We start from the raw sequence: 23,826 nt of genomic DNA on the forward strand, positions 1-23,826 counted from the left end.
TTGTTACAGTACCAGTACTAGGAAACCCAATTTTTACTCCACCAATATTGCCATCAGTAGATACAACAATCTGACCAGGTGTGCCTTCCAGGTGGTCAGAAAGGTCAGCGGAGGAGATGCCAGTGGAAGAGGATTTGAGGAGCTTGCCATCCTCCAAGCCATCCTCATCTGCTCGCAGGATTTTCTTGCTGCCAGTGCCGACCATTGTTTCTTCCAGAAGACGTGTTTCAATGTATTCTACGCTCATTTAGCCTCCTTTTTCTTCCTTTCTTTTGGCTTGTCTTCTATTATGTCATGCAAGGTTGGTTGTGTTAAATTATCACTGTCCATAAATGCCAGCAAGCTTTTAATGTATGAAATATTAAAATCCAAAGAAGCTTTGTTTTGCAACAAGATTTGCTCATCATTGTCAAGCTTGTTTCTAAAGTTTTGCATTTCTTGCAAGTCGTTAATTAGTTTTTCCTTTAATTCCATTATCCTCCTCATTATGTGTTATCTCCAGATTCACGCTCCATTACTACCCACAAGCCATACACTCCGTCTCTTATGCCCCTCCAAATTTTTTTCAAATCTGTATTGTCTAGTACTGTGCTAAAGTCATTGTTTTCCCAGCCGTCAGTAATACTATAATCTGCAAGCTGTCTGTTAACTTGTGCCATCCCTGTTACACGCCCATACTTGTCAACCGTTGTATTATTGTTTAGTGTTTTCCCACCTACCGTAAGCTCTTCTAATGAAAACTCACCAGTGCTTTCATTTAATTGAAGTCCGCCTCCAGCACTGTACTCGGTATTGTTGTCATCTGCCAAAACAAGATAGCCGTTTGAGTCGACCTTTAAAATCTTGTTTACATTGTTTTGGCCTTGCTTTTTTTTTACAACTGTCCTTCCTAAGTCATAACTTGTTAGAAATCTTTCTACAAACTTCTCTGTACTCATTGCTTGTCTCCATTTTCTTTCCACACTTTTTTGTTAAAATTGCCATTATTTATCTGCTTTGTTACAAGTCCTATTCTTCTTTCTAAAAACATTTTTGCACGCTTTAATTCTTCTATTGGCTGGTCTGAGTACATTGCATTAATCAAAGCGAATGAAACGTTTGCTGTGTTAAAGTCCATGTCATGCTCTTCTACATGCTCTACAATTTTCTCGTTTAGTGTCATCTGTGTTCTCCTTGTTTTTTTATTCTTTTTTTGAAATAAACACTTTGCCATCGTGTATTCTCATAACGCCTTGCTTGTCTGGTGGAGTGCTCATTCCTTCTTTTAATTCAACCGCTTTTGTCCATGTAAAGCCAACGCCCTCAACATACTGCAGGTAAACATTGCTTTCAGATGGATAAGGAACTGTTTCAAATTCTGGTATATCTTGCATAACGTTTTTGTCTGTACAGATAAACACGCAGCCAGTCTCACCATCACGAAACAACTCGCCAACCTCATAATCATTTATATCAATCTTTTTTACATCAACAGTTGGGACAACAAAGCCTTGAGAATTGAAACTCAAAGGTTCGCCATACATGCCATCACGCATGATTACACTGCGGTTCATTGCTTTTAAAATGTTTGGACTTGCTTCCTTTTTCAATGCTTCCTTGTTTTTAACTAAGTCTCTTATATCCAAAACCGCATTCATTTTGCCTCCTTTCTGTTATTATTTCTTATCAAATCTGTCTGCTATGTCGTCAGCAATTCTACGCTTTAAAACATTTATAAAGCTGTCATCGTCATCTGGCTCGCCTTTCATCTCTGCCACCAAGTCTTCTAAGGTTATTTTAAAACTTAAATGTTTAACAATGTTTTGAATGTCATTCTCGCCCATGTCAAGCTCTGTGTCATTTAAAACATTGCGAACTGTTATCGATAGTTTTAACCCACACTCATTGCTTGCATTCCAGCCAGCCCAGTCGTCAGCTGGCTTTTCAACCTCAAACTGCATGCTTTGTGCTGTGCCAAAAAAACTAAGTGTTTGATTGTCTACTCCAACAAAAGAGCCCGAAAAACTGACAAGCATTAAAAACATACCAACCCCGACACTGTCTACAATTTCAACCTTTACATGCCGAAAGTCATCACCCTTGCGAGTTACAGACAATGTAAAGTCAGCATTGCTTAAGTCAACCAGCAAGCTTTGCAAATCTGTTATGTCAGCCAAAGTATGTGTATGACTTTCTGCAGCGTAGTTGTGTGTATGGTTTGAATTTGATTTGCCAGCTAATTCAGTATTGACCTTGCTGGAGCTCCATAGTTTTGAATTATTTGTAACGTTGTCATCAATTGTTGCATGGATGCTTGCATTGTTTATGTGAGCAGATAAGCTTGATTGGTCAGCTTTGTTGTCAAGCTGTCCTTGTACTTGTGTACCATTATCATTGACCGCTGTAACAACCTGTAAGCCAGTCATTCCAACTGATAAAATGTCATTCATTAATCCTCCTCGCAGATAAAGTTTTCTATTAAAATGTCAGCCGACAACACTCTCGGATTGTAGCCCAAGTTTGTCCAAAAAGTTGGCAGGTTTTTTACAACCTTTGATTGCTGTAGCAAAAAGTTAAATTCGAAGCCAAGCTTGCTATTATTGTTTATATAACTTGTATAATTAAAATCTGATAACACGCTGTCAAAGATGAATGTTTTCATTGGCACGCTTGTATCAGGGTCATTTATTTGCACTGTTATCGGACAGTCATGACAGACCTGCATCAACAAGTCAACTAATTCTTTCCACTGATTAAATCCCTCAAAAGCCGTTCCATACACTGTCAATTCGCCCTCGATTATGTACCCTTTAAGCAAGTTGACCAGCGACTTATAAATGTTTGTTGCTGTGTGTCTTACTAGATGTACAGTAATATCCAAATTTGCATGCTTTGTTATAAATTTATTGTCGCCACACTGCAAAACAATCTCACCCATATAGTTTATTTTACTCATTGTTACCAGCCTTGTCTTATATTGTCTTCGATGATTGCAGATTTTAGCTTGAAAGACACAATCAAGCCGACTTGCGAATTGTCAGCAAGGTATCTTGTGTGCTGCATGGATGAATTTAAGGTTGTGAACTCAAACTCGCCGCCAGCATCAAAGCAAACAGTTAAAGGGTTGTAGTCATTTATACTAAAAAGCATGTTACTTAAAATCAGCAAAGCATCAAGCTCGCCAGGTTTGTTTGTTATAAAAATCTCTATGTCAGCCTCATGCAGGAAGCCTTTTTGCACGTGAACATTTGAACCATTAATACTTGTAAAAGGTTCGCTTATTCGCAATGCCTTTATTTTAGTATTTGCAAGCTCAAAGCGAACACTTTTATTGTCTTTTATAAATGTCAGCCCGCCGTTATTGTTCATCATCTTTCACTCCCTTATAAACTGTTTTCAATTGCAGCATAATTGTCTTCTTTTAAAATGTCAAGACTTTTTTTAATATTATATTGAATTAATTCCAAAGTATAAAAATCTTCCTCTTCTTTTACTGAATTTATAAAGAAATACAAAACGTTTTTTCCGACACGCATGTGCACTGTTTCTGTTACTGCAAGTTGTAAGTTGGCTGTATCATTGTTTTTTATTATTTCACAAGTGTAAACCTTCTTTAATTTACTTGCCAAGCTTTTATAGGAATGTATGATTGCACGGATTAGGTAATGCCAGTCTGTTTCAGAGTAATCAGCATCTTGAAATTGTTTATTTAAATCAACATAATCTGCATCAGCTGTCAGTCTTAAAATATGCTTGCTGGCAATGTACTGTGAGTTTGTTTGATTGATTGAAAATGGTTCAAAAGAAACAAATGTTTTACCTTCTTTATATCCAAGCCGCATGTACAAGCCAGACAATGCCAAAATGTATTTGAAAAATGTTTTTATGTTAAACTTATCAGGATTAAAAATACCGTCAGAATCGTTAGTTACCATAAGCGACCCGTCAGGTTGTCTCTTTATTACAAGATGCAATTTAGGAGATATACTGCCAGACAGTGTTGCTTTTGGATACCCTGTATGGAATGTCATTTCTACATTATTATCTGTGTGGCTAAGGTCAACTGTGTCTTGTCTGTCAAAAACCGCTTGCATTTGAGCATCTAACTCTGTTAAAAAATTCTCATCAAGCAATGTTTCAAAGGCTGTGTTGTCATACTCGCCAGCATTCCCGCCAGGATATTTCCGTTCAAAAAGAATGGACACTTCCTCTATTATTTTATTCTTATTTTTATGAATGGTTGTTTTTGCTGTCCATGTTTTGTTGTGTCTACTGTATTTACTCCTTGCAAAAACAGTGTCTACCATGTTGCCAGGTAGCACAAGCCCTAAGTCATCGTCAAGTGTCATAAAGTTTTCTTTATTTATTGAAACATTAAGCATTGCACGAAAGACTGGTTGCAGGTTTGCTGCTGTTATAAATTTTTTAGAGTTCATAGTTCTTCCCGGTCCATACAGTTTTACATAAATTTTAAAAGGTATTGTGTTACTGGCCTTAAAAGCTTGATGGTAAATCACACTGACGGTATTTCCTGCATTACGCATGCTGTCTGTTGCCAGGTATGGAGTTTGAAATTCACCAAATTGGCTGTGCTGGTACCTGTTGTCGTCAATTATTGACTTGCTGGCAAAGTTTTCATTCCTGTAAAACAGTAAAGTATTGGCAAAGTTGACGTCTTGTGAAGCGTAATTAAATAAGAAGTTTTCAGAGTAAACTGTATTTATTCCATAATCACACAAAAAAACCATAAGCCAGGACAAAAACACGTTTGCATAAAACTTGTGGTCAATCGATACTTCAAATGTTTCATTCGCAACCATGCTTAAAAACATGCTCATTTCAAGGTTTTCCATGTTATCAAAAATCAGGTATGGCAAAGAAACAAAGTTCATGCTGTATTCCTGCGTAGAAGCATCATAACTGAATGAACTTAAATCAGGCACGCCGACAAAGCATGTTTCATTATTAATTTCAACTCGCAGCTTTCTATTTAAAAAAGAAGTTTCAACTGGCTGTTGCTGCACGCCCTCAATGGTTTTTGGATAGCTTCTTAGCAGGTAATCACTGGAATTTAGGTAACTTAAAAGCTTTAAAGCCAAACCTGAACCATTGTCCATAAACTTTATCTCCATTCGCTTTGCTTCAAAAGAGAAAAAGTCATCATCAATCAGCTTGTCCTCATCGATGTCAATGCCCAAAAGACAATGCAAATCCAGCTTGCCGTTAAAGGTGCTGTCTTCAATTGTTTCACCTATATTCTCATAAAAAAATAGCTTATACATTATACCGTCCTACGTTGCTTGTTGCCAAGCTCTACCCTGCGCGCAAGCTTGACATTGTCTATAAACTCACCGTGCATGGCGACCTCGACTTTTATATCTTTTATACTGTTGACAATTCCGCGCATTTCCTTTACAAGCTCTTTGTTGTTATTGACTACCTGTACTGGTTTTTGGCTTGTTTGTTGCATTAAAACATTCGATGCAAGCAACTCAGCTGGTTTTGCACCCTCTTTCAAGCTGTTGTGCATGTATTCGATAAATCTTTCATTGCCTTTGGTTGCTTTGGTTGAGTAAACAAACTCATCTTTTTCTGCTTCAATGATTGTGCCACCTTGTGCATGAGACTTCCCGCCAACCCAACCACCTTGCGCGAATTTCTGTGCATCGATTGTTGCAATTTGTGCTGCGCCAACACCCATTACCAATGCTGTCAGAATTGCAGCAATGGCAGGATTTGCAGCCCATTTAGCCCATACATTCGTTACTCCAATGGCAGTGTTCATGGTGGACTCGGCAATTGAAACCATTTTTTGCTGCTTCATCACTTTCTTTCTTTGCTTCTCAGCTTCTCTTTCCGCTTTTTCTTTTTCACGCTGCACCCACCAGGTTGAACGGTATTGCATTTTGGCTTGCTCATCGATTGAGCTTAAAGCAGCTTGTCTTTCAATGTCAATTTGCTTTAAACGTCTATCCAGATATGCCTGGTAAATGTCGCCAAGTTCGCTGGTTAAATCCTTAGAGTGAGAAACAATGTCTTTCCCTGCCTCCATTTGTATTTCTTTGGCAAGCTGTTTTTCCTGTGCAACCAGGTCAGGTGTTTTCATGTTTTCATCTTCAATTTGCTTTTTTAACTCGTCCAGCATTACTTGTTTGTCATAGTGGGTATTTATTCCTGCTCCACTAAGTAAGCCAGCACCAAAAGAGACTTGCTCATCAAGCTTTGCCTGTACGTTAGCTTTTACTAAAGCATTAATCTTTTTCCGTGCATCAAGAATGTTTTTCAGATACTGCTCCAAACCATTAAAGAATACAAGCTGTGTTTTGTGTTCTTCCATTTGCGATTGAATTTCTTCAGTTTGCATTTTTTGTGCATCATGATACAAGTTTGCAAGCTCTTCGAGCTGATTCTTTTCATCTGTTACAAATTTTATATCAGCAGCATACCTGTCTTTCTTTAACTGCTCTTCACGCTGTTTGTGTGCTGTAATTGTCGCAACGTTAGTCTTGCCAAATATTGCATTTTTCTTTTCTTCTATTTCCTGGATAGCAATCTTATTGGCATTAACTTCTTTCAGGTTTTTAATATATTTGCCATATGCTTCTGATATCTTTTCCTCAGCTTCTATAATGCTATCAACTGTACTTGCCGAACGTCTGCTGTATTCCAAAACACGCAATTCATTGTTAAATCTTCTTTCAATCAATGTCAGCATGTCTGTATCAGCTGTTTCTTTTAAATACTCAGCCTGCATTTGGTCGTCAAAAGTATACGTTTCAATTTTTTTGTAATATTCTTCTTTAGCTTTTATTAATCCATCAAGGTCTAATTCATTTTGCTCAAATTGCCTTTTTGCTGTTTTCCAATTAAAATCTTTAAACGGGTCTTTGGCAAGCAAGTTGTTTCCATCCCTTAACTCAGGTCGGCTTAGCTTGTAAGCAGCGGTTCTTTCTTCATCAGTGTCAGGTAGCAGGTATTTTAAGGCATCATACACGTCTAACAATGCCTGCATTGACGGAGTTATTGCTTTGGTATACTTGCCTATCTCCTTGACTATATTTTTACGCTTTCCAATCAATTCATCAATCTTTACTTTTTGAGTTGTTTTATCAATGTCTTCTTGAGTGCCAAACATGTCAGGGTAAACCACGCCAGGCATTGTGCGAAACTTATCTTGCTCTTTAACAATTTCAGTCTGCATCTCAGTGGCTTTCTTATTGTATTCTTTAAGGTTGGCAAAGTGCTCATCTTGAATGTCTTTTATTTGTTTCATCGCAGCTTTTATGTCTTCTTCGCTTTCAGGAAGCATATATCCGATGGTGCTGCTTGAAACCATTTCACTAATACTGCCCAAAACGCCTTGTGCACTGTCAGGTCCTTTTATTTTTATTTTTTGCAATGTTTTTCTTGCATCTTCTAATTCTATATTCTTGTAAATTGCCCTTGTTTTTAGCACCTCTTTACGTTGCTCGCCAAGCAATTTCATATTTTCTGCAAGCTTGTCATTGTAATTAACCAAATTGTCTGCGGTGTATTGGTATGTTTCCTTTAATTCATTTTGTGCACTGCCAAGCAAGATTGTCTTGTCTTTTGAAAGCTCAGAATTTCTACTTTCCTCTTCTTTTAATTTTATATAAGTATTTAAAACCTTTATTTCTTTTTCAGTATTCAAAACCGCTGTGTGTGCACGCTCAACGTTAGCTTGTGCCCAGTCTAATTGTGCTTGATGCGCATCTTCTGCAGCTTTTTTATACTTTCCATAAATGCCGATTGCAATTGTAGCAGCAGCACTAATGCCAAGTATTATCAGGTTTTGTTTCATTGCTACATCGCCTGCTTTTAACGCTGCAGTAACTGCCATAATCGCCCGCACAAGACCATACAGCCCAGCAGCAGCAATAGGAATGCCGATTGTCCATTTATCAAAACCATACATTACATTTGTTAATGGTGTTAAAATTCCACTTAATGCTGTAATCAATTCGCCAGCAGACAAGGAAGCAGAAGAAATTGCACCTCTAAAACGCTTTAATCGCATGTCAGTTGTTTCAAGCTGTCTGTTAAATGCTTCTTGTGTTGCACCGCTGGCATTCATCATTTGATTGTAGTTTTCTTGCCATTGTGTATTAGATGTTATCGCTGTTGCCATTGCCCTAAAGCCACGCACAGAGCCAGCAACCCTTGAAATCTCTTCGTCAGTTAAAGCATTCAACTCTTCAATCGTTTTAGCAAAGCCACGCACTTTAACTTGTGCAATGTCTAAAGAAATGTTATGTCTGTCCAAAACGTCCTGCGCCTGCTTTGTTGGTCTGACCATGCTGGCAAGCAACTGTGCCAAAGAGGTAATCGCAACGTTTGTTTGAATTCCGTTTAATGTCATGGTTGAAATTGCAGCAGAGACTTCCTCAAAGGTAATTCCAAGCAAGCTGGCTGTTGAAATAACCTTGCCAATATTTGGTGCAAATTCCTGGACACTTGTCTTTCCATATTGTATTGTTTTGAAAAACACGTCAGAAACATGGGTAGCATCGTCAACTGACATTTTGTATGAATTTAAAATAGTTGTCAACAAATCAAAGGATTGCGACAATTCTGTCTTGCCAGCCACCGCCATTTGCTCCGCTGTTTTCATTAATTTTGCTGTTTCAGAAGGTGTAAACTGTGCAGATACAGACTGGTAAGCAGCTTTTGCAATATCCTCACCATGGAAGCCAAGCTCTAACGCACTACGCATTGCCGGCATTAGTGGTTGTGCACTTCTACCTGACGCAATGCTTGTTATTCGTGCTAATTCGGCTTCAAAAAGCACTGCATTCTTTCTGCCCTCCCGCAAGCCTTGATTGATTGCATCAAAGACTTTGTAACTCATTTTAGCAGTCATTACAAAAGCAATTCGATTAAACGCAGAATCCAAGGAAGCAGCATTTTTGGCAGCATCTTTTATTTTTGTAAGAATATTTTTAACTGGTTCTTCAAGCTTTTTTGCTGAACTTTCAATCTTTGTTAAATTATCGACAAGCTTGTCGGCTTCTTTGGAAGCTTGTTTTATTTTCTCTGTTACAATTTTTGCACTTTCTTCAAGCTCTTTCATTGGGTTTTGCTTAGCTACCTTTTTAATCATGTCTTCTATCATGGTATTAAGCTTTTTAACACTGCTATTGTCAAGTTGCAGTTTTGTATCTATGTCAAGTGACATTTTAATCTGTCTATCAGCCATTATTTGCCTCCGAAAATGCTTTATATTGGTTTATAACTAATTCTAATAATTCATTCAATGCTAAAGAGTATTTAATCTCCTTGTAGATATCAGCAATGTAAACAATCTTGCCATTAAACATGTTTTCATAGTTTGGTTTAAACTTTTTGTCCATTGCCAGGTATTCTCCTATTGCTTTTTTTAATTCACTACAAACAATCTCTTCTGCATGGTACATTGCCTCAGAAAACGATAAAGTGTAAACAATGCTTGCAAAACCGTTTTCAACAAGCAATCTCATTCTGTCCCAGTAGTAATTTCCCCGAAAATGTTTAATTCCTTCAGTTTCGCTTCCATCACTTCCGCCATCTTTTGAGTAGCCATGTCTTGTCGCTGTCTCAATTCGTAACTCAATCTCATTGCGAAAGGCTGCAAATTCTTTCCTAATTTGGTAAAAAAACCAGCAATTACCCTCAATGCTTTCTCATCTGTTAAGCCTTCTGTGTCAGCATCTTCATTTATGATTGAAATAAATTCTATAATGTTATCTGAGCTTAATTCAGTTACCACAATGAAAGCCATTTCTTCAGGGTTTACCTCTGTTGGAATATCTTCTACACCATGCTTTTTTAAAAAATTCATCACTCTTCCAAGTGTGCCTAAATTTGTTGCATTCTTCTTCATTTAAATATCTCCTTTTTATTCTTGTCTATTATTTTTTCTACAATGTTGGCATAATCTTCTGCTGCAAAGTCCTCATACCAGTCTAAAACAATGTCGCTTGTTGGCTCTGCATCTGTCTTGATTGGCAATGAACCATACGGGCTGTTACGCTTATAAATTATATGCGAACCAGTTACTCTGTGTCTGGTTTTTAACATTGTTTGCACAATCCGTGTTGCATCCATAAAGCTAACATTAAACTTAATTATTGCCCAGTTTACAAGCTCTTGAAAGCTGGCATCATTGTAACGCTCATACTTATTCCATCGTCTATCATACCTGAAAGCTCTATCGGTTTTTGCTTCTGGCATGCTTTGGTCGCCGATTTGCAAGCCGATTTGCTTTGTTGTGTTGTTGTAATTGCTTCTGATATAACTACCTGACCTACGAATTGCTTTAATCATGCCACCTGTTGTATAATGGTTTTTTTCTTGCATCACACTTTGATACTTTTCTATTATTTTATTTCTTGATGTTTGCAAAAAAGGATTTGTTGGAGAGGTATCATCAAAAACATTCTGCACTGATTGCTCTGTATTTGCTTTGTATGCTGGCAGGAATACTTTATTAAAAATATCTTTTATTCTATTGGTAAAGATTGTTGCAAAGTTGTCAGTAAACTTATCAACCGCTGCAACTGGCTCGGTAGTCATTAAAACAGAAGCTTTTTTATTCATTATTCAACTCAATTATCGATTCAATGTTGTGTGTCTTGTAGCTGCCTAAAACGTCTTCAAATATCAATGTTTTCTCTTTGGAATGCAAACTGAATGTCTGTTCAACGCTGAGCAATAACAATTCTGCATGCTTTTTAGCTGCACTAATGTTTGCATCGCCTTCTTGATACCTTTGTGCCACACGCAATGCAATGTCTGCACCGATTGGATATGACCCGCCAGCTGTATTGACCTTGTTTAATCCGATTGCATACACAAAAAGGACTGGAAAGTCGCTGTTATTGTAGTCAGTTGAAACAATGTTATTCCTGACAGAGCCAAAGCCTTTGTATTCATCGCTTGCCCGCTCGGCTGCATCTTCACTCCAAAAGTCAGTGTCGGACTTGATTGCTTTTATCAATTCATCAACTCTGTCTGCACTGATATTGTTTGTTTCAATTAGTGGCATGCTTGCCTCACTCTTCCAGCATCTTTACAAAATCCAAGCCACGCTCATCTTCAACAGTAAACTCTGTTTGTCCGATATCGTTGCTAACAATGTTTAAACCTGTAAAAGGATTGATATTGGCTATGTAAAAATGATTATCGCCAAAACGGTCAACAAACAGCAAGCCAACATTGTTTTGTATGTTTTTTATTAACTTTCGCAGTTCATCCGCCAGCCCAGCAAGTGTAAAGTTTGCTGAAACATTGTTACTAACAACAATTGTATTACTGCTGGCAAGCTTTTTCACGTCACCTTTACTGTCTGACATTGTCAATCCTTCAAGCACTGCACCAAGTGGCAGCAAAGAGCAGTCCAAAGTTTCATCATCATTGTTTGAGTAGTCTTTTAACATTAAACTCCTTAACGAATTAATGACAAAATTATTGTTACTTATTTTAACATGTCCGCCTCTATTAGGTACTGTAATAAACATAATTCCGCTTTGATTATTGCTTTCAGGAATTGTTACAGTTATATCGTTAATCCCAGTATAAACATAAAGCCCGCTTTCCTCGCCAATTGTAGCACCATCTGTTAAGTGTGTTTCATTCAAGTTATCAATGTTGTCTTTTAACATTTTATGAATTTTAGTACCATCAATTAGCTTACTGATATAATCATTGCTTATCATATCCAGGTATACATTGTAAAACCTTTTCTTTAACTGGCTACTTCCTATAGTGAATGCCATAATTCCTCCTGTTTTTTGTTTTGCATTTCATTAATTGCTTGTTAAAATAGCTTGCTAAAATAACTTGTTAAAATAGGGAGCCGAAGCCCCCTGTTTCATAAGCTATAACATTATGCTCCCGGTGCAATGGTTGTAATATCATCAGCAGGTATTTCCCTTACGCCTGACATTGCTACCTGATTTAGAGCATTTGAGTTGATTGTCAAGGTAGGGAATACATTAACATTCTTTATCACCCAGTCATCCGCAGTTGGTGCAATAAAGTTTGCTTGCTGGGTAAAAACAACGGTTGTATCCTTGTTTACAAGTGTACGCAATGCTTCAACGTTTGCTTTTGTTACCTCCAAAACGGTAAAGTCAATGTTTGCATTCTTGCTAATTACTGGTTTATTGCCAATCATTAATTCTTGCTCATCGCCTTTTTCCTCACGCATAGAGCCGCCAGCATCGCACGCACCAACTTCTGTGTAGTTTGCAAAATCCGTGCCTGCTTCGCTTTTAACAAATACTCTATAATAATTTTTCTTTAATTGACTTGTTCCTGTTATAAAAGCCATCTTAAACCTCCAGTTCTTCTACTATTTCATCTTCTGTTTCATCCAGCTTGACTAAGCGGTGCTTTATTAGCAGTGCAAAATCCTTGTCAAGAATGCCAACTGCTTGACCTTTTTCATAGGTCTTGTCGCCATAAAGCATTCTTTTTAAAGCTATGCAGTTGTGAACTATTTCACGCTTTGCTGTTTTGTCTTTTTGCTGGCTTGTTTTGTTTTTATCTGCCACAAATCCTCCTATATTAACTATATTAACTATATTATACCACTATTATGCCAAAATCGCCTGAGCCAGTGTATGCAGCACAAGCCGACACTGCCATCTTCCAAAAGATAGCCTGGTAACGCTCCATGCTGATTGTGCCAGTTGGATTTAGATTGCCATCACCAAAGCTAACTCGGTCCAAAGCCACGTTGCCCATTTCAAATTCCTTTATGCCAACAACAGCATAGTACATTATGAAATAAGCTTGCGCAGTTTCCAGCTCACGACGCATCAATTGGCTTTCTGTTAAGTCTTCAAAAGGAATAAAGCCAACCTCGCCTTCAACATACAAGTCTTCTGGCAGGTTGACAAATTCCCTAAATGTACTTTCGCCTACTTGTTTCCGAAGGGTTGCCTGTGCAGGAGATATGTACTGTTTTACCTTCTCTTTCACTTCACCCTTTAGGTTGAACATGCTAATCGCTTTCTTGTAGGCACTCATGTTATACTTCCTTTGCTATACCTGCTTTAATCAAGCCTTTTGCAACCTTAGCATCCATTTCAACAACTTCGTTTTTGTCATAGTACTTTCTATCACCGCCGCAATAGTTGGTAGCCATGCGCACTTTGATTGTTTCAACTTTAGCTGGTTCAACTGGCTTTGTTTCAACTGGCTTTGTTTCAGCTTGTTTAGTTTTGGTTGTTTTCTTATTATTCGTCATTGTTTTCCTCTTCCTCTATTACCTTGACAAGCCCTTTATCTTTGTAACGCTCAGCATCGGCTTCCAACATTTCTGTGTAATCACCCTTATTGTAAAGCACGCCACGATAGTTAGTATTCATCAGAAATTGAACCAGCAAGTATTTTGTTGGCTCTGTGTCTTCTGGCAAGTCAATGTAGGTAGTCAGGTAGGTATTGTTTAACATTGCATACTCTCTTGCATTTAGCAAAGCATACTCATTTTTATGATACCTGATACCATTGTAAATTATGCTCATTACCATTTTTACTGGCTTTAACTCTTCTGGATTGATTGGCTCTTCTACTGCAATCAGCACTTTTGAACTTATCAAGTCCTCAATGCTTTCAAATTGTGTAAAGTTTTCATTATCCAAGACTGCATAAGTGCCTTTCTTGTAGTAAACGTCTTTCCCTTGGTCAGTAAAGTCAACCAAAAAACGATACAAGTTTTCTATTACTTCTGGCTCTTCTGTGTTTTCTGGTTCAGTGCCACCACCCTCTCCATCACCAGGTTCGTCAAAAAGCCCGTAATCTTCGTACCTTTTTAACCATTCCATGCTACTCCTCCATTCTTATTGATTGGCAGTACATTATGAACGGTTTTTATAAGCAACCGCAAAACGTTGCACGATAACTGGGAATGCTAAAGAAACGTTATAAATGCTGTCAAGGGTTCTAAGTTTGGATGAGTACTCTCTTGAATAGTCAATATATCTATAATTTATCTTGATTATCAAGTCTTTTGGTCTACCCATTAAAATCATGCCAGGATAGTAATCAGTTAAACCTACAGTTACAGTCTTCTTGTAATTATGCAAGAAAGGCAGTATCATTATCTTGTATCCAGCAATGCTGTAAACTTTGCCACTTTCATACTTCGCTGTGCTTGCATCATTGCCTGCCACATAGTACATGAAATCCAAGAAGTCAGCTCTTGACATCATAAACACTACATCTTCGCCATCATGCTCAGCTGGATATGCTTTTGTCAAGTCTTCTAAGACTGTATTGATTGGCTTGAATGCACTCTTATCAGCATCCCATGTTTCAACAAAGCCGCCAGGCAGTGCTATAGTATCTGTACCAGTGCCAGGTGCCTTGTATGTATAACCATTTTTCAAGTAGTCAAGCCAGCCACGAACGCCGATGCGGGGTCTACCCATTAAAGCGGTGCCAGTATGGTTATATCCATACTCAATGTCAGTATCTCCACCAGATGCAGGAGTGCCAAACAATGCTTGTTTTAATAGCAGGTTGCTAAACACATTTCCCATTCTTCTATTGATGTCAACCATCCAGTTTGCAGAGTTTTCAATTGCTTGCAACTGTGTGCGGTTTATTCTGTATAAAAACAACATTGGCTCAAGATTAACGTCATAGCCTATATTGTTGAAATTAGCAAGATTGCCAGCTGTAGTAAAAGGGTCGACCCCTTCTTCTGCTTGCACAAGCATTCCATTCCCGTCATACACGTTTACTACTGAACGCATTGTTGAAATTCTGTCGACAAAAACTTCGTTCAGAAAGCTACTTTGATTAACAACCAAATCAACCATTGTATTTCCTGCATCAATGTCAAGTTGGCGGGTTGCATTTTGGTCTAAAATGTTCATGTCCGCAGCTGGTGTAGTGTAATCCTTTTGAACGTCATCTGTTTTTTGATTTGAAAGCCCTAAAATCTCTTTGATTGCTTTAGTTACGTCAGTTTCCTTGCTTAACAATTCCATGTTTTCTGCTGCATTGTTTATATTACTCATTATCATATCCTCCTAAAAGTAAATTGAATTCTTTTTTCTTTGGTGCTGCTTTTTCCACCGTTTGCTCTGATTTCATTGCCACATCTTCCAGCTCATCAATTCGATTAGCGGAAGCCTTTATAACCTTTGACGATTCAACAGAAAACTTTTCTAAGTCTTGAATTCTTTTTTCTGTTTCATCAATGACGTCCATTCTTTTTTCAAGCTCGCCAAGCTTGTCCATTAAGTTCGCAACCGCAGCTTGCAATTTATCTTGCTTGCTGTCTTGCTGCTCTTCTTGTTTTGCTGTTTCTTTTGACATTTCATCCTCTTTCTTCTTGTGTTTTATAATGAAATCCATGCTGTTTATTTTGGATATAAACTGGTATATTGAGGTTATCATTTCATTCTTCTTTGCTTCAGGAGTATCATTCTTGTATAAAGCATCGTTTAAAGCATAGTATAATAAATCTAAATACCAGCCAACATTATTGTTTTCGTCGTTATAAACCTCATCATTAAAATCCTTTTGTACAAAGCCCAACGCTTCTAAAATGCTATTTGCTACAGATTTTAATGCACCATATTTTACGATATTACCATTCTCGTCAACATCAACATTGACTTCCCGTCTGGTTGTCTTGCCAGCTAATGAAAAGCCAGTAAACTCACCAGATTTAACCTTCTGCCATGCTTCGTCGGTTGCTTTAATTGCAAGCACCCAAGAGCCTTGTTTTACCATCCTGCCAGCTATTTCAGTGTCTTTCTGCAAGACATAGCTTTCAACGGGCACGCCTAAATTGCTGACAAAATCATGTTCGCCATCAATATTTCTGAATGTTGACAAGAATTCATGAGCAGCTTTTTCAATATCTTCTGCACTCATAAACTCACCATCCGCATCCAGCTTGTCAGGCGAATACACAATTCCATAAACAATTTGCTTTTCATCCAAGTCTGTAAACGCCATATCTTCTTGCTTGACGACAAGGGATATGGTATGTTCCCCTTTGGATTTAAGCATTAAAAAGCTTTCCTCGTTCGCAGGGTTTTGTACAAGTGAAACATGAGTTACCGTTGTATTTGTGAGTTGCTTTACCTTCTTTTTTGTTTTCACTTATCCTCCTAAATGGTTATTAAGTTTTTACACATTTGTTTGTGTAATATCTTTAGTTGGGTCCAGGTTGGTCATGTCATCAGGATTGATTGCCAAGTTATCATCTGACTTAGGAATTCTGACAATTTTATCATATTCTTTGCCACTTAATTCCAACCTTCCGCAGTCCCGCCTTGCCTCATTTATTGATATTACGCCCATATCCAGGTAGGTTTTATGGACAATTGCTAAATCTTTTTCATTTATCAAGCTAAGCTCGTTGAAAGATATTATATCTTCTTCGTTATGATTAAACTCTGTCGACAGAATGCTATTTAAACTATGCTCAAATTCTTTCTTTTCTGCATTGATTATACATTCTACAAGGATTTTCAACGCACCTATTGCTTCGTTACCCGAGCCAAGACTGCCAGCCGATGCGATACCAAGTATCTTTGGTGGCACGCCGTGTATCTGTGCAATCTCATCACGATTATCAAGCTTTGTATTCCTAAAGTTTTCATCAACAATCTTTGAAATTTCCTTTATTTCTACCCTTGCTTCCGTGCTGCCAAGTGTCAGTGTTACTGCTTTGTGTGCATTTTCAACCCCTTTTGCATGCGACAAGTTTCTTCTTATCTCATTTTTCTGCTCTTCTGTCAGGGTTGTACCCGTTACAACTATAAAGTAATCAGGTCTTGCATTGTTTGAGAAAAAGTTCAGAATGTAGTTAGTTATTGTATCATTTCCAACAATTGCTTTTATGCTTGAAACATAGTTTGGCACGCCATAAAACCGTGAGACAGGGTTGTAGTGGTCATGGACATACAGATACCTTCCTGGCTTGTTTTGATATGCGTAAGGCTCGTATTCAATCATGCTACCCATGCCAGTTTGCAATAAATACTTGTCAACATATATGCTGTTTTTCTTTTGCTTTACATAAACATCTTTTGCTGGCACATGGTAAAAGCTAAGCTTGCCATTTAGCTTAACTATTTCAAGTGCATACCTGCCAAAAATCTCATAATCAATTCTTAATTTTTTACAAAGGCGAATGAAAGTGTCTTGTGCAATGTTATTTGGTCTTTTTAGAAAGTCTTTAATCTTTTTTGGGGTTCCTCTTTTTGTTTCATACCCCAGCCCGCATACAAGGTTTGTTTTTAATTCAATGCAAAACTTGTGTGTAGAATTAAAGTCAAAAAGCCTGCTTAAGTAATTCATGCTGTATGGTGGAGGCACCACGCCAACCCCGTCGACAGGCATAATTGTTTCTGACGCAAAGTAGTTAACTGACTTTTTTACCTCTTCTACCTTGTTGTTAGTGTCTATTGCAAATATTATTTCATTCATCATGCCTCCTAATACCAAATATAGTTGAATATAAAATATTGTCAAGTTTTATTTTAATTATTTTTCTATTGCCATTCATTCTTTACTCCATTGGCTTAATCCTGGCTTCGATAAACGCTATTTCATCAGCATTCAAACCATATTTCTTGTATAACATGTCATCCGTCCATTGCTTGCTAAAGTCTTGTAGCGGTGCAAGCTGGAAGTATTTTCTTGACCCGTCTTGCGTATTTTTAATTAAAAATATCATAAATCTAAAAAACTTTGTTTTCATATATGAAACAACATTATCTGCTTCTTGCTGGCTTGCAAAACTGCCTATGTATAAAAATGTTTCTGTACAGACTGAACCTGGCTTTCCAACAAATGGTTTATTTATTATTTGGTGATACAAGTTGCTGCCACCACCATAAGCATTCGTTATAAACACTTTCCACTTGTCTATTAAATCAGGATTTTTTTTAATATTATTTCTATCAATATATCCAACCTGCTTTCTTGCATACAGTTTAACACTGTTTAAAAACGGCTGTGCATAAAAGTCTTTAAAGTTGGTTCTCATGTTAAAAGCATTCCTATTATAAACTATGTCAGAAAAAGGACTAAAACCATTCTTTAAAACTTTATCAAGAATGCTTATGCCACGATTGTAACGAATGAAAAAATTAAAGTTTTTGTACTTTAAATACCTGCTTGCTTCTGAAACAATCTTTCCTTGAGAATGAGAGACAATATTACACTTGCCAGCGTATTCATTATCTCTTAAAAAATAGCACACGCCACCACGCAGCTCAATATTATCAAAGCATTCTTTAAAGTCGCAATAGTCATGCAACTCTTTTATACAAGTATCATTTATCATTTGTTTTCTAAAATCATTTAATCCTTTACCACCAGTGTACCACCTGGCAGGAATTACCATTACAATAAATCTACTATTGTCAACAATTGCTTTATTTATAAAATGCTGATACACTGGTCTTGCAGAAGCACCAAAACCACCATCCATTTCTTGGTAAGGTGGGTTTGTTATGATTAAGTCAAAAGAAACACCAGTAAACAAGTTATCCTTTAGGTAATCACCACAGACAATATTGCTTTCCATTATTTCTAACATTTCAACAATGAAACCACGCTTATATCCATCTAAATAATGTACTATTTCTGACAACAATCTATTCTTAGCTTCCTGCACGTTATCAGGTAAAATGTCAATACCTTTTAAACTCTGAATGCTTTTTCTTATATAATCAGTTGTTTTATTTGGCTTGCTTAATCTTCTTCTAAGTATCTCTATAAGAAAGTTACCGTTGCCACAGCATGGCTCAAGAATGCTTGTATCCTCATTGATTATTTCATTATTTACTAAGTCACACATGTCAGAAACCAACCATGCTGGCGTAAACACTTCTCCAAATTCTTTTATTCTTTCTTTACTTTTTATCATATTAGCCTCAATTCTTGACCTCGTTATTTATAAACTCTATTTCACTGTCTGTTAAACCATACTTTTTATAAAGCATGCTATCTGTCCAGTCAGTATCAAAATCTTGCATCGGAACCATTCTGTAGACACGCCTATTGCCATTTTGTGTATGCTTTAAAAGCTTTATTAAAAATTTAAAAAACTTTGTTTCTACATAGCTTTTAATGTTCAACAATTGCTCTTTGGTATAATCATATTTATCAGGTGTACAACCTATCATGATAAAAGACCTTGAACATAAGCTATTTGGTTCACCTAAGAAGGGTTTATTTATTATCTTGCCATTAATTGACCCACCATAAACAGCATGTATGTATAACTTGTTAGCTTTTACCAGTTTAAAATTCTTTGCTATTTGCTCTCTTGAAACAAAACCATAAGGAACACCGTGTGTCTGCTTTGTAACATAATACTTATACTGAAACTCATCTGTTTTTTCAAGATTGTAATCCTTCCAGCTTGATTCAAAGATATTTTTATTGTGCATAAAGCAAGACTTGGAAGAAACTATATCATAAAAACTATTGTCTTTGAAATACATTCCTTCTTTATCAATTATCTTGTCTATAATTCCATAAGCCCTAACATCTCTTATTGTAGCATTTATGTTATATTCATCAAGAAAACCCTCCCTTTTGTAAACTTTCTTATTTACATGATAAAAGTATTCACATTTGTCTTCATATTCTCTATCCCAAAGAAAATAACAAACGCCACCAGCAATATTAACCCCAGTAAAGCATTCCCTACTATCACGGTAATCGTGTAACACTTTATAATTCCTTGCTGCAATCATTTTATCAAGCCATATTTTTGGCACTCCATTTACTGATTTAGTCATCCATCTTGAGGGTATTAGAAAAACTACTTTTTTTTTGCTATATTCTATTGCTCTATCAAAAAATTCAGGATAAGCTGCATTAGCCCTGCCTTTATTACCATCCTTTTTTACAACATTCTTCTGATAAGGTGGATTTGTAATAATCAAGTCAAACTGTATTCCTGCAAACGTGTCATCTTGTAAAAAGTCAGCATAGACAATGTTTTTATCTATTATATCAAGCATTTCTATTAAAAACTCATCGCTTGCACCGTTTAAAACACGCACCACCTCAGCACGCATTCTTTTCTTAGTCTTGTAAACACTGTCTTCTTGTATATCAATACCATACAAGGTCTGCAAGCTTTCTTTGATATGCTGCACCGACAAGCCATGTATGCTTAATCGCCTTTTAAGTATTTCAACAAGAAAATTGCCATTCCCGCAGCATGGTTCCAAAATCTTTGTAAATGTATTACGAATTTCACGGTCAACCAGGTCGCACATATCGGACACAAGCCAAGCAGGGGTAAAAACCTCGCCAAAATCACGCACTCTTTCTTTACTTTTTATCATATTATAAACCTAAATTAAAACATTTCAAACAGATTGCTTGCACAGAACCTTTTGGCAAGAGAGCATACACTGTCTGCAGCATCGTCATGCAAATTCCTTCTTTCCTTTTGGAATGAATACAATTCACGCATGAAAAAAGCATAGTCGCTGGACTTGTCAATCAGTGCATCTTCTATGAAATACACAGAGCTTAATACCAAGCTGCTGTTGACTAAAATCTTTGTTATTTTGTTAGCAGATGTACGCAGTGCCTCATAAACAAAGCCATCAAAGATTGTATCTTTCAGTCTGTCAATTTCGCTTTGAAACATTATTTTATCATGCTCGCTGGCTGTTGGCATTCGTGCCTGCAGTTGACTTATCCTGGCACGCATTTCATTATTTTTTTCAGTCAAGCTATTTGAACACAGTTCAGCAAAATACTTGCCACCATTGTTGCTTTCAAACACTGCAAGCTCAATTCGATGCTCCAAAATCTTATCAGCAACCATTTTTCTACTTATTTCACTTCTTTCTTTGGTAAAAAGCACGTCAACAATGTAAACCTCGCCAAGCCCCATATCCCAGTACCCGATTGGCATGGACAAGCTGTCTGCACCCTCATCTGCCACGTCGCACCAAGCCACTACTTGATAACGCCTGCGGTCTGTAAAGTTGTATTCGGCTGGGTCAAAACGCATTAAATCTTCTTTTTTAAACAGTCTTTCATTCATTCCCTCAACTTTTTGGCGATACAAAGCATTCCACATGTTTAATCTTGCAGTGTTAGCAAAGCCACGCTTTATCTCTTGCATCTTCTCTGTTGAAATAATGCTTTCGCAAGAAGAATTGCCTTCCTCGTTCTCAATGTCGAATGTTACCTGGTACCAGTCGTCTTCGGAATCTAACAATCTGCTACACAAGTCATCCTCGCTCCATCTTGCCATGATTATTATTTCACACCCGTAAACATTCTCACCTATATCAGCACGTGAGCGGTGCACTGTTAGATACCATGTCAGCAAGTCTTCGTTGAAATTGGCAGAGTAAGCAGCCTCTGGGCTTTTGATTGGGTCATCCAAAATCATTGCCAAGTCGCAACCCTTGCCAGTTATACTACCCGCAATCCCTGCACAGAAGTAAGCCACATCTTTAGATGTTTTCAAAGCCCATGAACTTAAGGCTCTTTTGTCTCTTGACAGTTTTAACTCAGGTGCTATTGCATTCAGCTTGCCAGCCACAGAGATTATATCTTCTTCTATCTCCCCTTCTACATTCGGCGACTCAATCATGTTTCTGATGTCTCTGCTAAATTTTTCTGCCAGTGTTGCATCGTGTGTGTTTCGCATTACTGCACCTTCTGGATAGTGCCACAAAGCCCACACAACCAGGATTGACACCATGAAAGACTTGCCAAAACGTGGGAAGATGTTAATCATTACTTTTCTGTATTTCTTGTACGCAGGGTCGCCAGTCAAGCTGTATATTATACATTTTTGCAGCACATCAGCATACCTAATTCTTTCTGTCTGCTCATCTTTGAAAAAGCTGGGGTATAGATACTTGCAGAAATTCCAAAACCCTTGCGGATTTTCTTTACGCATGGAAGCAATTAATTCATCACGCCTCTTTGCTTTCTCTTTGGCTATTTGCTTCAATAAATCTTGTGCAATGATTTTGTTTTTCATTCCTCATCCCTTATCATTCCGTTTATGTCATTTTCTAAGGCCTGCAATTCTTGATAGTTCATCTTGCTTGGGTCTTTATTCATTACAATGTTTAAAATCTTGTTGGAAGAGCCAGTCTGTTTTTCACCTGACTTGTCTTTCACAATATCATTCAAGGTTGCAAAGTCTTTTATTGTTGGAAAGTACTGGCCCTCAGCAATGTTTTTGGATATTGCATTGTAAACCTGGTCTTGCAATTTTGCACTGTTGATAACGGAATTAAGCTCTGACTTTGCCCGCTGGAATAGCAACTCGCCTTTCATTTCTTGTATTTCATTGGCTCTGTAGGTCTTTTTCTCTATATCCCACTTTTCCTTTGTTGCCAGCTGTCTTATTGCATCGATTGGTGCATTATATGCTTCAGCAAGCTCTTCTAACGACTTTTCCCTGCCAGAGGTAATGTATTCCGTGCGTATTTCCCGTGCATGAATTATGTCCAAAATGTCAGGCTGTGCAGCAACCAGTGCTTGCTCTTTTTGCTTTTTGGCTTTAATACTCTTCTTCAAACTCTTCTTCATCAAAATCAAACTCCTTTTCTAACTCCCCTTCTTCCCAGACTGCTTCAAATTTTTCTGTATTTTCTTTATTGAAAAAACGGTTATATTTGTCTGCTCTTTTTAGGGTTGTTTTATTAAAGATTGCTTGCAAATAAGCATTTGCTTTATTGTTGATATTTAAAACATAAGGATTTGCTACATAAACATTGGTTCGTGCAACGGATATCTGTGCCAGCACGCCATACGCCACAAGCTCAGCAATTGCACCTTTCACAGTGTGTGTGCCAAAGTGGACTGCTATTTGCGCATCAGACAAAGGAGAAATCCGTCCATCAGAAAAACGCAATGCAATCATGCCAGTATCAGGGTCAATCAACTTGCAAAGGTTGAAAAAGTGCATTCTTGTATTCTTCTGTAATGCCATCTCCCAAAACACAGGGTTTGTAACGATTGCACCTTCTGAATTAACCTTGCCGATTTGATTTGGTTGGAATTCTATTTCAAACTCTTGCAACGGTTGCTTTTTTCTTTTTATTGTATTGTTTGCTACAGTTTTTGCTGCAGTTTTCTTTATTTTGTCTTCTTTATTGTCCATAATTCACATCCATAACGTATTTCATTATTTCTGTTGGCTTGACATGCCTGATTGGTGAGTGGTCATACATGTAGCAAGAAATCCAGCCATCATTCATTAGATTGTAGATTTGCTGTACATGTATTTCACCGTTAAACAAGTCACACAGGCTTTTAACATCCATATATTCTGGCAACTCCATCTTAAAAAGCTCTTTAAGCTTTAAAACTGTTGCTTTTGAGACTGATATGTTCATTTTATCCTCCTTTGAACATTATTCTATTCTGTATACAATTTAACTTATTTACAAATGATTGTCAAGTATTATTTTATTTTACCAGCAGAAAAGCTTCTATCCTGCATTGCAAGCCATTAAATCGTAATTGATTAATGTATTACAAAAAGCCTTTTACTATCCCTCATATCTTAGAGCCTTTCAGTATATTAAGTTATTTTATATTCCACACATTCCAACCAACCAACCACACAGTTTTAAGCAATATACGCACACACACAGTCAAGGGAACAAGCAGGATAGCACCAGGATAGCACGTTTGTAGGATAGCAAGGTTTTAGGATAGCACATACCCAGGATAGCACTGTTGCAGGATAGCACCAGGATAGCACGTTTGTAGGATAGCAAGGTTTTAGGATAGCACATACCCAGGATAGCACTGTTGCAGGATAGCACACACACACACAGACACGACTTTAGGATAGCAAGCAGGATA

29 protein-coding genes are annotated in these 23,826 nt (G+C 37.4%); all 29 read right to left on the reverse strand.

What is annotated here, in order from left to right; all coding sequences use genetic code 11:
- The coding region (locus M0R38_10835) for a hypothetical protein (protein MCK9482240.1) at positions 1-247 on the reverse strand (247 nt) is incomplete at its 3' end.
- Positions 244-486, reverse strand: coding sequence for a hypothetical protein (locus tag M0R38_10840; GenBank protein MCK9482241.1), 243 nt, complete (start codon positions 484-486; stop codon positions 244-246). The genes M0R38_10835 and M0R38_10840, both read right to left, overlap by 4 nt.
- Positions 486-938, reverse strand: coding sequence for a hypothetical protein (locus M0R38_10845; GenBank protein ID MCK9482242.1), 453 nt, complete (start codon positions 936-938; stop codon positions 486-488). Before M0R38_10845 ends, M0R38_10840 begins: the two co-directional genes overlap by 1 nt.
- Positions 935-1,162 carry a hypothetical protein gene (locus M0R38_10850; protein ID MCK9482243.1) on the reverse strand — a complete coding sequence of 76 codons (228 nt, stop codon included), beginning with the start codon at positions 1,160-1,162 and terminating at the stop codon, positions 935-937. The genes M0R38_10845 and M0R38_10850 overlap by 4 nt, the downstream gene beginning before the upstream one ends.
- 19 nt (positions 1,163-1,181) lie before the next feature.
- The gene (locus M0R38_10855; GenBank protein MCK9482244.1) at positions 1,182-1,637 is read right to left on the reverse strand and encodes a hypothetical protein; all 456 of its coding nucleotides are present in this window, start codon (positions 1,635-1,637) and stop codon (positions 1,182-1,184) included.
- 18 nt (positions 1,638-1,655) lie between these two features.
- The gene (locus M0R38_10860; GenBank protein MCK9482245.1) at positions 1,656-2,429 is read right to left on the reverse strand and encodes a hypothetical protein; all 774 of its coding nucleotides are present in this window, start codon (positions 2,427-2,429) and stop codon (positions 1,656-1,658) included.
- A complete protein-coding gene (locus M0R38_10865) occupies positions 2,429-2,935 on the reverse strand; it encodes a hypothetical protein (GenBank protein ID MCK9482246.1) in 507 nt (168 codons plus the stop codon). The genes M0R38_10860 and M0R38_10865 overlap by 1 nt, the downstream gene beginning before the upstream one ends.
- 2 nt (positions 2,936-2,937) lie before the next feature.
- The gene (locus M0R38_10870) at positions 2,938-3,351 is read right to left on the reverse strand and encodes a hypothetical protein (GenBank protein MCK9482247.1); all 414 of its coding nucleotides are present in this window, start codon (positions 3,349-3,351) and stop codon (positions 2,938-2,940) included.
- Between the two features lie 11 nt (positions 3,352-3,362).
- Positions 3,363-5,261 (reverse strand): hypothetical protein, encoded by a 1,899-nt coding sequence (locus M0R38_10875; GenBank protein ID MCK9482248.1) that lies wholly within the window; start codon positions 5,259-5,261, stop codon positions 3,363-3,365.
- Complete coding sequence (locus tag M0R38_10880; GenBank protein ID MCK9482249.1) at positions 5,261-9,196, reverse strand: phage tail tape measure protein; 3,936 nt, start codon at positions 9,194-9,196, stop codon at positions 5,261-5,263. Before M0R38_10880 ends, M0R38_10875 begins: the two co-directional genes overlap by 1 nt.
- Positions 9,189-9,476, reverse strand: coding sequence for a hypothetical protein (locus tag M0R38_10885; GenBank protein MCK9482250.1), 288 nt, complete (start codon positions 9,474-9,476; stop codon positions 9,189-9,191). The genes M0R38_10880 and M0R38_10885 overlap by 8 nt, the downstream gene beginning before the upstream one ends.
- Positions 9,473-9,859 carry a hypothetical protein gene (locus tag M0R38_10890; protein ID MCK9482251.1) on the reverse strand — a complete coding sequence of 129 codons (387 nt, stop codon included), beginning with the start codon at positions 9,857-9,859 and terminating at the stop codon, positions 9,473-9,475. Before M0R38_10890 ends, M0R38_10885 begins: the two co-directional genes overlap by 4 nt.
- Positions 9,856-10,575 (reverse strand): hypothetical protein, encoded by a 720-nt coding sequence (locus M0R38_10895; protein ID MCK9482252.1) that lies wholly within the window; start codon positions 10,573-10,575, stop codon positions 9,856-9,858. Before M0R38_10895 ends, M0R38_10890 begins: the two co-directional genes overlap by 4 nt.
- The gene (locus M0R38_10900; GenBank protein ID MCK9482253.1) at positions 10,568-11,023 is read right to left on the reverse strand and encodes a hypothetical protein; all 456 of its coding nucleotides are present in this window, start codon (positions 11,021-11,023) and stop codon (positions 10,568-10,570) included. Before M0R38_10900 ends, M0R38_10895 begins: the two co-directional genes overlap by 8 nt.
- Before the next feature lie 7 nt (positions 11,024-11,030).
- The gene (locus tag M0R38_10905; GenBank protein ID MCK9482254.1) at positions 11,031-11,753 is read right to left on the reverse strand and encodes a hypothetical protein; all 723 of its coding nucleotides are present in this window, start codon (positions 11,751-11,753) and stop codon (positions 11,031-11,033) included.
- Positions 11,754-11,863: 110 nt separating this feature from the next.
- On the reverse strand, positions 11,864-12,310 hold the full coding sequence (locus M0R38_10910; protein MCK9482255.1) for a hypothetical protein: 447 nt from the start codon (positions 12,308-12,310) through the stop codon (positions 11,864-11,866).
- 1 nt (position 12,311) lies between these two features.
- The gene (locus tag M0R38_10915; protein ID MCK9482256.1) at positions 12,312-12,533 is read right to left on the reverse strand and encodes a hypothetical protein; all 222 of its coding nucleotides are present in this window, start codon (positions 12,531-12,533) and stop codon (positions 12,312-12,314) included.
- A gap of 31 nt (positions 12,534-12,564) precedes the next feature.
- Entirely contained in the window at positions 12,565-13,011 is a 447-nt protein-coding gene (locus M0R38_10920; GenBank protein ID MCK9482257.1) for a hypothetical protein, read from the reverse strand.
- 1 nt (position 13,012) lies between these two features.
- The gene (locus M0R38_10925; GenBank protein MCK9482258.1) at positions 13,013-13,231 is read right to left on the reverse strand and encodes a hypothetical protein; all 219 of its coding nucleotides are present in this window, start codon (positions 13,229-13,231) and stop codon (positions 13,013-13,015) included.
- Positions 13,221-13,808 carry a hypothetical protein gene (locus M0R38_10930; GenBank protein ID MCK9482259.1) on the reverse strand — a complete coding sequence of 196 codons (588 nt, stop codon included), beginning with the start codon at positions 13,806-13,808 and terminating at the stop codon, positions 13,221-13,223. Before M0R38_10930 ends, M0R38_10925 begins: the two co-directional genes overlap by 11 nt.
- Before the next feature lie 33 nt (positions 13,809-13,841).
- Complete coding sequence (locus tag M0R38_10935; GenBank protein ID MCK9482260.1) at positions 13,842-15,008, reverse strand: hypothetical protein; 1,167 nt, start codon at positions 15,006-15,008, stop codon at positions 13,842-13,844.
- Complete coding sequence (locus tag M0R38_10940; protein ID MCK9482261.1) at positions 15,001-16,104, reverse strand: XkdF-like putative serine protease domain-containing protein; 1,104 nt, start codon at positions 16,102-16,104, stop codon at positions 15,001-15,003. The genes M0R38_10935 and M0R38_10940 overlap by 8 nt, the downstream gene beginning before the upstream one ends.
- Before the next feature lie 27 nt (positions 16,105-16,131).
- Entirely contained in the window at positions 16,132-17,481 is a 1,350-nt protein-coding gene (locus tag M0R38_10945) for a phage portal protein (protein MCK9482262.1), read from the reverse strand.
- A gap of 37 nt (positions 17,482-17,518) precedes the next feature.
- Entirely contained in the window at positions 17,519-18,883 is a 1,365-nt protein-coding gene (locus M0R38_10950; protein ID MCK9482263.1) for an Eco57I restriction-modification methylase domain-containing protein, read from the reverse strand.
- Between the two features lie 7 nt (positions 18,884-18,890).
- Positions 18,891-20,318 carry an Eco57I restriction-modification methylase domain-containing protein gene (locus tag M0R38_10955; protein MCK9482264.1) on the reverse strand — a complete coding sequence of 476 codons (1,428 nt, stop codon included), beginning with the start codon at positions 20,316-20,318 and terminating at the stop codon, positions 18,891-18,893.
- Positions 20,319-20,332: 14 nt separating this feature from the next.
- Positions 20,333-21,985, reverse strand: a complete 1,653-nt coding sequence (locus M0R38_10960; GenBank protein ID MCK9482265.1) for a hypothetical protein — start codon at positions 21,983-21,985, stop codon at positions 20,333-20,335.
- Positions 21,982-22,545: a hypothetical protein gene (locus M0R38_10965; protein MCK9482266.1), complete on the reverse strand. Its 564-nt coding sequence runs from the start codon at positions 22,543-22,545 to the stop codon at positions 21,982-21,984. Before M0R38_10965 ends, M0R38_10960 begins: the two co-directional genes overlap by 4 nt.
- Positions 22,514-23,116: a hypothetical protein gene (locus M0R38_10970; protein ID MCK9482267.1), complete on the reverse strand. Its 603-nt coding sequence runs from the start codon at positions 23,114-23,116 to the stop codon at positions 22,514-22,516. The genes M0R38_10965 and M0R38_10970 overlap by 32 nt, the downstream gene beginning before the upstream one ends.
- Positions 23,106-23,351, reverse strand: coding sequence for a hypothetical protein (locus tag M0R38_10975; protein ID MCK9482268.1), 246 nt, complete (start codon positions 23,349-23,351; stop codon positions 23,106-23,108). The genes M0R38_10970 and M0R38_10975 overlap by 11 nt, the downstream gene beginning before the upstream one ends.
- Between the last annotated feature and the right edge of the window lie 475 nt (positions 23,352-23,826).

Source organism: Bacteroidia bacterium (assembly GCA_023228875.1).
GTDB lineage: Bacteria > Bacteroidota > Bacteroidia > NS11-12g > UBA955 > JALOAG01.